Below are 10,949 nucleotides of genomic sequence, written 5' to 3'. Positions count from 1 at the left end.
CGAAAAGCACTTCTCGTCTGCGCAGCCGGAAGCGGCGGCGCGTCGGATCGTCACCTTCAAGGTCGGCGACCGCACCTTCGGCATCGATGTCGGCATGGTCCGCGAGATCAAGGGCTGGCAGGCGACGACGCCGCTGCCGCATGCCGCCCCGCATGTGCGCGGCGTGCTCAACCTGCGCGGCGTGATCCTCGCGGTCTACGACCTGCGCACCTCGATCGGCCTCGGCGTCACCGACGCCACCGCGACCCACGTCATCGTCGTCGTCGATGTCGAGGACAAGACGGCGGGCCTGCTGGTCGACTCGGTCTCGGACATCGTCGACGTGCCGGTCTCGGCCGTGCGCCCGGCGCCCGATCTGGAGCGCGACGAGCATGGGCTGATCGAAGGCCTCGTCCTGCTGGACAGCGACATCGTCGCCCTGCTCGACCTGGCCGCGGTCATCCGCGACGGTGGCGAGGTGCCGCTCAAGACCAGCCGCGCCGCCTGAGGCACATCCTTCAAACGGCCCGGCGTTGCGTGAGAGAGCGGGCGAGACCAAGAAACGAACGAACTTCATGGGCAATGCTCTCGGCCCTTCCTCCGCGCTTTCGCTCGGCCAGCCGCTGATCGCCTTCGGCTCCGCTGTCGCTGCGGCCGGCTGCGTCTATGGCGCGCAGGCCGCTGGATTTCCGCTGGGCGGGCTCGTCGGTGCCGCCGCGGTCGCCGCCCTGGGCGGCATCGCCGCCCGCTCGCTGTGCGCCGGCCTGGCGCCGGTCCGGGACGCGCTGTCGCGGCTCGCCGAGGGGCAGGAAGCCGGCGTCTCGACGTTGCCGGAAAAGGGCGAGGCCGGCGAATGGGCCCGCGCCCTGGTCGCGCTGCAGGACAAAGCCGCCGATGCGGCCCGCATCCGGGCCGCGCTCGATCAGGGACGCAGCGCCGTGATGATCTGCGACGCGCAAGGCCAAGTCGTCTATGCCAGCAAGGCGCTGCTGCGCTTCTTCGGCGAAGCGCAGGACGATTTCCGCCTGGCCTTTCCGGGCTGCTCGGCCAAGGACATGCTCGGGCGCGTGATGGAGCGCGTCGGCACCGAGCCGGGCGCGCGTCGCGGCGACGCGGTGGAGCTGCCGCTCGGCCGCCGCACGGTCAAGCTGATGCTGACCCCGCTCGATCTTTCGGGCAAACCGGCCACATCCGTCGAATGGCTGGAACTGAGCGGCGACCGTGCGGTGACGCAGGCGCTGCGCGAGATGGCGTCCGCCGTTGCCGCGGGTGATTTTTCGAAGCGCCTGCCGCAGGGCGGCCCGCCCGCGCTCGCGGAGGCGGCCGAGACGGTGAACCTGGTCGCCGCGACGGCCGAGGAAGCCCTGGCCGCGATCGCCGACACTGTCGCGGGCGCGGCGGAAGGCGATCTGACGCGCCGCATGGGCGGGCGCTATCGCGGCCAGCTGGCCACGCTTCAGGCCGATCTCAACACCGCGCTCGAGCGCATCGCCGGTGCGCTCCAGGCCGTTCAGGCCGGCGCCGACGAGGCCGCCTGGTCGATCGACCGGGTGGCGGGCACGGTCGAGGATCTGGCTGGGCGCACGGGGCAGGGTGTCGCCGCGCTGAGTGAGGCCTCGGCCTCCGCCGCCGAGGTCGCGACCTCCGTGCGCGTCAGCGCCAGCCGCTCGCGGGAGGCTGCCGATCTCGCCGAGCAGACGATGGGCGCCGCCGAACAGGGGCAGGGCGTCGTCACCCAGGCGGTCGGTGCGATCGAGCGGATCGAGACCTCCTCGGCCAAGATCTCCGATATCGTCGGCGTGATCGACGAGATCGCCTTCCAGACCAATCTGCTGGCGCTGAACGCGGCGGTCGAGGCCGCGCGGGCCGGCGATGCCGGCAAGGGCTTCGCGGTGGTCGCCTCCGAGGTGCGGGCGCTGGCCCAGCGCTCGGCCCAGGCCGCCAAGGACATCAAGGGGCTGATCGCGACCTCCAACGGCCAGGTCGGCGAGGGCGTGCGCCTGGTGCGCGGCACGGGCGAGGCGCTCGGCCGCATCGTCGCCGCCGTCGGGAAGGTCTCCGCGACGGTCGCGGAGATTTCGTCGCAGGCGGCCGATCAGGGCCGGGGCGTCGAGGCGATGAACCGCAAGATGCTCGGGATCGACGGCGAACTGCGCGAGAGCGCCGCAGCCGCGGGCGAAAGCGCGCAGGCGGTGGCGGCGCTGGCGGACCAGATCGCCAGGCTGCAGCAGGCCGCCGCCGGCTTCCTCACCGCCCCGCAGGGGATCGCGGCGGCGCAACCGCGCAGTCCGGCTCCGGCCACCGGAACGGCGCCGCGGCGCCTGGCCAGTCACGGACGCTTCGCGCCGCTTCGCGCAGGAATGTAGGACAACGATGTCGCGAGCCACCGCAGCCCCCGCCCTTTCCGCTCCCTTCGCCGCTCCCGGCGCGGACATCTCGCTGACGCGGGAGGATATGAAGTTCATTTCCGCGCTGGTCTACGAGCAGGCCGGCATCGTCATCCGCGAGCACAAGGAAGCGATGACGCGCGGGCGCCTCGCGCGGCGGGTCAAGGCGCTCGGCCTCTCCTCGGTCGCCGAATACTGCGCCTTCCTGAAAACGCCTCAGGCGGCGTCGGAGCTGCCGGAACTCATCAACGCCGTCACCACCAATCACACCGCCTTCTTCCGCGAGCGGCACCATTTCGACCATCTGCGCAAGGATGTGATGCCGAGGCTCGTGCAGGAGCGCTCGAGCCGGCGCGGGCGCATCCGCATCTGGAGCGCGGCCTGCTCCTCCGGCGAGGAGCCCTATTCGATTGCGGCGTCCTGCCGCGAGGCGCTGGGGCACCGCAACGATGTCGACTTCAAGATCCTCGCCACCGACATCGACACCGACATCCTGGCCCGGGCCGAGGCCGGCATCTATCCGGCCGAGCTGATCGACCGGCTGCCGGCGGATGTGAAGCCGCTGATGAAGCTGGAGGGCGCGGGGCGCGGCGAGGTGCGCATGGCCGACGAGATGCGGCGCCTGATCGCCTTCAAGCGGCTCAATCTGATCGAGAAATGGCCCATGGGCGGGCCGTTCGACGTCATTTTCTGCCGCAACGTGTTCATCTATTTCGACACGCAGACCAAGGCGTCGATCCTCGACCGTTTCGTCGCGCTGCTGGCGCCGGGCGGGTTCCTATATCTCGGCCATTCCGAGTCGCTTCCGCAGCCGCATGCCAATCTTCGCCTGATCGGCCGCACCATCTACGAGAGGACCCCATGAGCATCACACGGTCCTCCCGCCGCTATTTCGACCCGCGCTTCGGTGCGACCATCATCACCGTCGCCCCGGGCGAGCACGAGATCACCTCCGCCAAGGACGAGATCGTGGCCACGGTGCTGGGTTCCTGCGTCTCGGTCTGCATGCGCGATCCGCAGGCGGGCGTCGGCGGGCTCAACCACTTCCTGCTGCCGAAGAACAACGGCAACGACGCCAATGCCGGCGAGCGCTATGGCGACACGGCGATGGAGGTGCTGATCAACGATCTGCTCAAGCGCGGCGCGAGGCGCAGCAATTTCGAGGCGAAGGTGTTCGGTGGGGCGCGCGTCCTGTCCGGCGCGACGATGCTCGCCATCGGCGACGGCAACATCGCCTTCGTCAACGAGTTCCTGAAGCGCGAGGGCATTCCGATCGTGTCGAAGGATGTCGGCGGCAACCGCTCGCGGCGTATCCATTACCAGCCCTCGACCGGGCGGGCCTGGGTCCAGCACGTCCAGTCGACGGCGCGCGATCCCGATCAGCAGCAGGAAATGGCGTATCTCGACCGCCTCAAGACCCAGCCTGTCGCGGGTGAAGTGGAGGTCTGGTGATGGTCCTGCCATCCGCCTCCGGTCCTCCGGTCAAGGTTCTCGTCGTCGACGATTCCGTCCTGATGCAGAAGCTCATGACGAAGATCATCGACGGCGCGCCGGGCTTTCAGGTGATCGGCGTCGCAGGATCGGCCGAAGAAGGCTGGGACGCGATCCAGGACCTGCGGCCCGATGTGGTGACGCTCGATCTGGAACTGCCGGGCCGTCACGGGCTGAAGCTGCTGGCGCGCGTGCTGAAGCAGGATCCGCTGCCGGTGCTGATCGTCTCGGCCTTCGGCGGGCCGGGCGCCGACAACACCATCCAGGCGCTGGAACTGGGCGCGATCGACTTCATCGAGAAGCCGGACGGCACCACCCATACGCTCGAAGGCTTCATGGCGCATCTCGTCGCAGGGCTGCAGCGCGCGGCCGGCAGCCGCAGGATGTTCGCCGCCATGCGCCAGGCGGCCCAGCCTCTGGGGGCTCACCGGCCCTCGATCGCGGCTGCGCCGGGCCGCGAGAGTCAGCGCGGCGGCAGGAGGGCCTTCATCGCGATCGGCGCCTCCACCGGCGGCGTGCCGGCGGTGCAGACCGTCATGCGCGACCTTGCCCATCTGCGCCTGCCGATCGCGGTGGTGCAGCACATGCCGCCGGGCTACACTGCGAAATTCGCCGGAAGGCTTGCGGCCGCCACGGGGCTCGACGTGCGCGAGGCGGCCGATGGCGACCGGCTGAAGTCTGGCATGGCCGTGGTCGCGCCCGGCGGGCCGCGCCATCTGGAGATCGAGGAGCGGCGCGGCGAGTTCGTCTGCGTGCTGAAGGAGGGACCGCTGGTCAGCGGTCATTCGCCCTCCGTCGACGTGATGTTTCACTCGGTCGCCCGCAGCCTCGGGGCCCAGGCCATCGGCATCCTGCTGACCGGCATGGGGCGCGACGGCGCTGACGGTTTGTTAGCCATGCGGAAAGCGGGCGCGGAGACGTTAATCCAAAGTGGGGAAACCTGCGTGGTAAACGGGATGCCGAAAGCGGCCTACGAACTGGGAGCGGCCGACAGGGTTGTGCCGCTCGGCCAGATCGGGGCGGCAGTCAGCAACCTCCTCGGCGAACGCCCCAATCTGCGCACCGCGTAAGGAGAAACCGATGTCAAAGGCCAGAAGCGAGTATCGCATCCTGGTGGTCGATGACCAGAAGAGCATGCGCGGACTCGCGACCTACTTCCTGAAGCAGATCGAGTTTCAGGACATCGACGAGGCGGAAAACGCCCGCGAGGCCCTGATGAAGATGCAGACCAAGCGCTACGATCTGCTCCTGCTCGACTGGAACATGGACGGGATGAGCGGCATCGACCTGCTGCGCGCCATCCGCTCCGTGCCCGAGCTGAACCAGATCAAGATCATCATGGCGACCTCCGAGCGCTCGGTCGACAAGATGGACGAGGCGACCACCAACGGCGCCGACCATTACGTCGTGAAGCCTTACGAACTGCGCGATCTCGAAGTGCGGGTGAAGAAGGTTCTCGCCTGCTGACCTCGACCGCCGGCCGCGCCCGCGGCTCGCAGCAACGTGCCTTGCCGATGCGCCCCGGAACCAGCAGGTTCGCGGGGCGCATCCGTTTGCGCGGATCCTGCGTATGTCGAGGGTGACGACAGGAGGCGAGGATGGATCGACGGATGGTCATGGCGGGGCTGGCGGCGAGCCTCGTGCCGGGAGCCGCGAGCGCGCAGGGCGCGGGCGCCTACGGCTTCGGCTTCGACAGGCCCGATGGCAAGGCCCAGCCGCTGGCCGATTATCGCGGCCGGCCGATGCTGATCGTCAACACGGCGACGCGCTGCGGCTTCGCCGGCCAGCTGGCGACGCTGGAGCAGCTCTGGCAGCGCTATCGCGGGCGCGGGCTGATGCTGATCGCGGTGCCGAGCAATGATTTCGGTGGCCAGGAACCCCTCGAAGGCGCGGCCATCGCCAAGGCGGCGGAAGAGGAATATGGCGCGAGCTATCCCTTCATGGCCAAGACGGTGGTGCGCGGGCCCGATGCGCATCCGTTCTATCGCTGGGCAGCGAGCCTCAAGCCGGCCGAGGCGCCGCGCTGGAACTTCCACAAATACCTGATCGGCAAGGACGGCTCGCTCGTCGGCGGCTTCGGCGCCGCGACCGGTCCGCTCTCGCCGCAACTGGTGCAGGCGATCGGGCGCGAGCTGGAGGCGGGGTGAACCCTCATCATTCCGGGTTCGCGCCTGCGGCGGGCCCCGGAATGACAAGCGGCCGATCATCCTATTTCTTAGGTCTGAACGCCTGGATCAGCGCCGGGTCGGTTTCCAGATACGGACCCTCGATGAGGTCGATGCAGTAGGGGATGGCCGGCATCACCGCGTCGAGGCATTCGCCGATCGCGCGGGGGCGGCCGGGCAGGTTGACGATCAGCGTGCGGCCGCGAATGCCGGCGGTCTGGCGCGAGAGGATCGCGGTCGGCACCTTGGCGAGGCTGACCTGCCGCATCAGCTCGCCGAAGCCGGGCATGGGCTTCTCGATGACGTCCTGCGTCGCCTCGGGCGTGACGTCGCGCGGCGCCGGGCCCGTGCCGCCGGTCGTGACGACGAGGCAGCAGCCCTCCCGGTCGGAGAGGTCGATCAACGTCCGGGCGATCCGTTCGCGATCATCCGGAACGAGGCACGGGACAGCCTCCCAGGGCGACGTCAGCACCCGTTCGAAATAGGCCCGGATGGCGGGGCCGCCCTCATCCTCGTAGACTCCGGCCGAGGCGCGGTCCGAAACCGTGACGATGCCGATGCGGGCGATGGCGCTCATCTTCACTCTCCCGTGCTCGGCGGCACCGTTAGAGCAGCGCGGGAGCCGGGGGAAGCGGGGCCGACGCTCCGCCTCTGCCGCACGCCGCGCAGCCGCCTCAGCCAGAAGCGCGCGTGGGCGGCCAATCGGACGCGGTCCAGGCGCCGGCGGCCCAGCGTGATCACGACATGGCCCATCAGCCGTCTTTCGCCCCAGACATAAGTCCCCGCATCGACCTCCTCGCCGGCGCCGCTATCGAAAAAGGCCGGAGCGCCGGCGGTGAAATCGGCGCGCAGCATGGCGATGGTCAGGGTGCGGCCCGGCGAATGGCGGGCCTGGCTCTCGTCATAGGCGATCTTGAGGAAATGGCGCCGCCCGGCGCTCTCGATCAGAACGCCCATCGCCAACACCTGCCCGTCGAGCAGCAGGGTATCGACGATCAGCCCGTCGACCGCGGCGAAGCCCTCGGCGAGGCGGCGGATATAGCGGGCGTCATCCGGAATGGTGGCCAGTGCGGTGCCCTCACGGCCCTTCCAGCCGGCGGCCTCCAGCGTCAGGAAGGCCTCGAGCGCTTCGCGCCCGGCCGCGCCGCGGCTGCGGCGGAAGGTCAGTGCCCCGGCCCTTCCGACCGCTCGGAACTGCTGCATGCGCTTCTTGTAGCCTGAGCCCAGCGCGCGGCGCAGGTAACGCTCCGGATCATCGCCCGGCTGGACGACCATGACCGGCCGCGACCAGCGCTCGAAGACGGTGAGGGATGCGCCGATCCCGGCGCAGGCTTCGGCGAGGAGGCGATGGCCCGGCCCCTCCAGCGGCAGCACGGGCAGAGACAGGCTGCGCGGCAGATCGCCGGCGGCGAGCAGGTGGCGCAGCAGCGCCCGGCAGATCTCGGCCGCCAGATCGCGATCGACCACCGGCAGGGACGAGACCTCGTAGAACGGCACGAGCGGAGAGACCAGCACCGGCGCGAGGCCGCTGCGCCAGCCGCGATTACGCCGGAACGCCCAGATTCCCACCAGCCTCTCGAAATCCAGCGCCTCGCTGAGCCAGGCGGTCAGCACGACGATCTCCGCCTCCGGCATCAGCTCGGTCGCGGCGGCGATGGCGGCCGGCGCCATATGCGGATTGGGCTCCAGCGCATGGCCGGCCAGCTCCGCGAAGGCCTCGTTTTGCGCGGCATAGGCCATCGCGCTCAGGCGCCTGACGACGAGGCCGCGGTTCACGAGCGGGTGCCGCCGCGCTTGACCCGGTGAAGCTCGCCGCGCAAGGCGAGCACGAAGCCGATCACCTGCGCCGTGGCGCGGTAGAGCTCCTGCGGGATCTCATCGTCGAGCTCGACGGCCGAGAGGGCCTGGGCCAGCACGAGATTCTCCTCGATCGCGACGCCGTGCTCGCGGCCGGTCTCGACGATGCGCTCGGCGAGTTCGCCGCGGCCCTTGGCGGTGACGCGCGGCGCGCCTTGCCCGTCATATTCGAGCGCGACGGCGATCCGGGGCTGGCTGCGCTCCGTCACGACAGGCGGTCCAGGAACTGGCCGGCGAGCGGCTGGGCCGTTTGCGGGCGCCCGGTATGGACATCGACGGAGCCCGCGCCGAAATCGGCATGGAGCAGGGCTGCTTCGAGGCCCGGCGCGGCTCCGCGCAGCATTGTGCTCGTCTCCTCCCGCTCGGCCCAGAGCGTGACGCCGACGCTCCGGCCCTGAAGCGTCACGATGCCCTGCAGCGGGCCCATCGGTTCGACATCGAGGGCGAAGCGGACGCGCCAGACCGGTGCCGCGATCTCCGCCACGCCGCGGCGCGGCGGCTCGCGCTCGATCTGCAGGGGCAGGATGGCGGTGCCCGTCTGAAAGGCGAGAGGGATCTCGGCGAGCCAGCGCTGCTGGCCGGTCTCGGGGCGTTGCCCGTCCAGCGGCAGCGAGGCGAACTGGCTGAGCGTGATCCGGTCGAGCGCCGCATCGGTCTGGTCGAGCAGCGTCGCGGCGATGGCGAACGGGGATTCGCCCGGCGCGATCGTCCGCTCGGCGATGGGCTGTGGCGCCAGCGGACCGTCCCGGCGGGGCGGCGGCGGCGACTGAGTCGCCGTCGTTGCCGCTTGGGACGGGGCCGGCGCTCCGGCGGGGGGCTTCGGGGAAAAGGCCGCCATGACAGGCTCCAGCGTGGCGCGCAGCGATTGCAGCGCCGCCTTGAGATCGCCCGCCGGGCCCGCCGGCCTTCCTGCGGCGGGGGCGGCTTCGCTGAAAAGGCCCGAGCGACGCAACGCCGCCTGCAAGGCAGGCCCGGTCGGCGCCGGCCCCACGGCCGGCAGGGATTGAGCCAGCACGCGCTCCACCGCGGCGAGAACCGGGCGCGGCATCGCCAGCGCGAGCGAGCCTTCGGCGAGGCCGCGAAGATTGGCGAAAAGCGGCGCGAGACTGTCCTGCCTTTGCAGGGCGGCGCCCAGGAGCGGGCCTGCAAGCAAGCGTGGCGATGGGGCCGTCGCCGCTTCGGCGGGGGGCTGGCCGGGCGCCCTGGACGGAGAGGGAGTGGCCGCCGAAGCGCCTTGTGCGGCAGCGGCAGCGGACGCGACAGGCTGGCGAGCGGCAGAGGCCGGCTTCGCCGGTTCTGCGGGAGGAGTGGCCACGCTGGGGGCCGTGCCGGTCGGCGAGGTCGCGAGCGCTATGGCGGGGCGGTTCGAGGTCGCCTGACCCGGCGGGGTCGCGCCGGCCGAGGCTTGGCTGGGTGAAGGCTGGCTGGGTGAAAGCTGGCCGGGCGCGGGCTCGACGGCTCCGGTCCGAGCGGTCCGGTCCCCGACGCCTGCACCGGGATCGGCCGCTTGCGCCGGCGCAGCTCCCGCCGCGGGCGGGCGGATGTCGACCAGGGTCGCGCGTAGATCGCCGCCCGGCTTCTCGGGCGCTTCGAGCTTGAGCATCAGCGTCGCGCCCGGCTGGAGCGCCGCCTGTTTCGCCTCCGGGCCTGCGAGCACGAGCGCGATCTTCGTGTCGCCGATCGCGGCGGTCGCGGTGCCGTCCGGCTCGAGCGAGAGCAGGCGTGCCGGCACGGTGCGCCCGGCGGTGAGCGCACCCGCCTGGTCCAGCGCCTGCATCAGCAGCGCGAAGTTCTGGCTCTGGAAGAGCTGGGCGAGGTTCATCGTGCAACCGTGACGCGATGCGCCACGGTGCCGGAAAAGCTTAAGGATTTCCTTGCGGTCTACCGGCCGGCGTGGCGGCTCAGTGTCCCGGCAGCACGATCATGGTCGGGCGCGGCGGCAGGTTCGCCTTGCCGATCACCAGCGAGGCCTCGCTGCGCCGCTCCACCGGCCAGAGTCCTTCGCTGCTCGCCAGAAATCGCGAAAGGGTGCCGCCGCCGAAGAAGTGCATCGGGATCATCACCCGCGCCTGCAGGGATTTCAGGACCTCCAGCATGCCCTGCTGATCGAGCGTGTAGCTGCCATCGACGGGAAAGAGCACGACATCGACGCGGCCGAGCGCGCGCAGATGGCCGGGCTCGAGCGGGTGGTGGAGATGGCCGAGATGGGCGATGCACAGATCGCCGATCTCGAAGACGAAGATCGAATTGCCGTCATAGTCGGTGCCGCCTTCATAGCTGCGGATATTCGTCGGCACGTTGCGGATGCGGACATCGCCCATGGTGACATCGTGCCGGGCCGGACCCTTGCCTTCCGGGTCCCAGCCGCGCAGCACCTGCTTGATGCCGGGGTCCGGCCGGTTCGAATAATGCGTCGAATGCGCCTTGTTCATCGTGGCGACGTCGGGCGTCACCTGCGGGCGGACATAGTCGTTGTAGTCCGTCGCGATGCGGATGCCGGCCGGCGTCTCGATCAGGAAGGTGGCGTGGCCGACGAAGGTGAGCCGCGCCTCGTCCTTGGCCAGCGCGACCTTGCGGATCGGCAGGCGGAGCGACGCCATTTCGGGCCGGCAGCCGGGCTCGGACGGGTCGGCGCGGGCGGGCAGGGCGCCGGCTGTGACGAATACCAGCAAAGCGAGCAGCCGCGGCAGCAGGGCAGGCAGGCGCAGGGAGAGGTGCATGGCAGGCTCCGGCTTCGCGTCTGCGGGAGCTTCAGGCAAAAGCCACGCCGTTGGAAGCGCCGCCGCCCAAGGCTGGCGAATTCGTGAGCGGGCAGGCATAGAACGGGGGCACCCGGACCAGGCCGGTTCGTGCAGGAGAAGCCGATGTCGACCGCCAACCGGATCCGGCTCGTCGCCGGGCTGTTCATTGCCGGCGGACTCGTGGCCTTTTTCTACATGGTCCGGATTTCGGGCTGGGAGCGCTCGGCCGACGGCACGCGCTTCATCATGCCGGATACAGGCGGCAAGCAATATGCGAAGGCGGAGATCCTGCCGCTGCTGGGGCAATATGGCGGCATCGCGATAGGCCT

The 10,949-nt window shown here is 70.3% G+C and carries 13 protein-coding genes; 8 read left to right on the top strand and 5 right to left on the bottom strand.

Features of this window, described 5'->3' with window-relative positions:
- The 7 genes from ACOJTB_RS14275 to ACOJTB_RS14245 form a co-directional block, all read left to right on the top strand.
- On the top strand, positions 1 to 487 hold a 487-nt coding region (locus ACOJTB_RS14275; RefSeq protein WP_420103192.1), incomplete at its 5' end, for a chemotaxis protein CheW.
- A gap of 67 nt (positions 488 to 554) precedes the next feature.
- Complete coding sequence (locus ACOJTB_RS14270; protein ID WP_420103191.1) at positions 555 to 2,345, top strand: methyl-accepting chemotaxis protein; 1,791 nt, start codon at positions 555 to 557, stop codon at positions 2,343 to 2,345.
- 7 nt (positions 2,346 to 2,352) lie between these two features.
- Positions 2,353 to 3,231 (top strand): CheR family methyltransferase, encoded by an 879-nt coding sequence (locus tag ACOJTB_RS14265; RefSeq protein ID WP_420103190.1) that lies wholly within the window; start codon positions 2,353 to 2,355, stop codon positions 3,229 to 3,231.
- Positions 3,228 to 3,818 carry a chemoreceptor glutamine deamidase CheD gene (locus tag ACOJTB_RS14260; protein WP_420103189.1) on the top strand — a complete coding sequence of 197 codons (591 nt, stop codon included), beginning with the start codon at positions 3,228 to 3,230 and terminating at the stop codon, positions 3,816 to 3,818. Before ACOJTB_RS14265 ends, ACOJTB_RS14260 begins: the two co-directional genes overlap by 4 nt.
- The gene (gene cheB / locus ACOJTB_RS14255; protein WP_420103188.1) at positions 3,818 to 4,927 is read left to right on the top strand and encodes a chemotaxis-specific protein-glutamate methyltransferase CheB; all 1,110 of its coding nucleotides are present in this window, start codon (positions 3,818 to 3,820) and stop codon (positions 4,925 to 4,927) included. The genes ACOJTB_RS14260 and cheB overlap by 1 nt, the downstream gene beginning before the upstream one ends.
- A 10-nt stretch (positions 4,928 to 4,937) precedes the next feature.
- Positions 4,938 to 5,324 (top strand): response regulator, encoded by a 387-nt coding sequence (locus tag ACOJTB_RS14250; protein WP_110488895.1) that lies wholly within the window; start codon positions 4,938 to 4,940, stop codon positions 5,322 to 5,324.
- A 131-nt stretch (positions 5,325 to 5,455) separates the two neighbouring features.
- Positions 5,456 to 6,004 (top strand): glutathione peroxidase, encoded by a 549-nt coding sequence (locus ACOJTB_RS14245; RefSeq protein WP_420103187.1) that lies wholly within the window; start codon positions 5,456 to 5,458, stop codon positions 6,002 to 6,004.
- A gap of 61 nt (positions 6,005 to 6,065) precedes the next feature.
- Here ACOJTB_RS14245 and mog read toward each other — a convergent pair whose 3' ends face one another.
- The 5 genes from mog to ACOJTB_RS14220 all read right to left on the bottom strand — a co-directional run bounded on the left by mog (position 6,066) and on the right by ACOJTB_RS14220 (position 10,599).
- Complete coding sequence (mog, locus tag ACOJTB_RS14240; protein ID WP_420103186.1) at positions 6,066 to 6,599, bottom strand: molybdopterin adenylyltransferase; 534 nt, start codon at positions 6,597 to 6,599, stop codon at positions 6,066 to 6,068.
- Positions 6,600 to 6,601: 2 nt separating this feature from the next.
- Positions 6,602 to 7,798 (bottom strand): GNAT family N-acetyltransferase, encoded by a 1,197-nt coding sequence (locus ACOJTB_RS14235; RefSeq protein WP_420103185.1) that lies wholly within the window; start codon positions 7,796 to 7,798, stop codon positions 6,602 to 6,604.
- Positions 7,795 to 8,088 carry an EscU/YscU/HrcU family type III secretion system export apparatus switch protein gene (locus tag ACOJTB_RS14230; protein ID WP_420103184.1) on the bottom strand — a complete coding sequence of 98 codons (294 nt, stop codon included), beginning with the start codon at positions 8,086 to 8,088 and terminating at the stop codon, positions 7,795 to 7,797. The genes ACOJTB_RS14235 and ACOJTB_RS14230 overlap by 4 nt, the downstream gene beginning before the upstream one ends.
- Complete coding sequence (fliK, locus tag ACOJTB_RS14225; RefSeq protein ID WP_420103183.1) at positions 8,085 to 9,701, bottom strand: flagellar hook-length control protein FliK; 1,617 nt, start codon at positions 9,699 to 9,701, stop codon at positions 8,085 to 8,087. Before fliK ends, ACOJTB_RS14230 begins: the two co-directional genes overlap by 4 nt.
- A 79-nt stretch (positions 9,702 to 9,780) precedes the next feature.
- Positions 9,781 to 10,599: an MBL fold metallo-hydrolase gene (locus ACOJTB_RS14220; protein ID WP_420103182.1), complete on the bottom strand. Its 819-nt coding sequence runs from the start codon at positions 10,597 to 10,599 to the stop codon at positions 9,781 to 9,783.
- Between the two features lie 144 nt (positions 10,600 to 10,743).
- On the opposite strand from ACOJTB_RS14220, the gene ACOJTB_RS14215 reads away from it, so the two are divergent.
- On the top strand, positions 10,744 to 10,949 hold a 206-nt coding region (locus ACOJTB_RS14215), incomplete at its 3' end, for a hypothetical protein (RefSeq protein ID WP_420103181.1).

The organism is Allobosea sp. (assembly GCF_048595345.1).
Taxonomy (GTDB): Bacteria; Pseudomonadota; Alphaproteobacteria; order Rhizobiales; family Beijerinckiaceae; genus Allobosea.
This window is presented reverse-complemented; position numbering and strand designations above follow the sequence as displayed.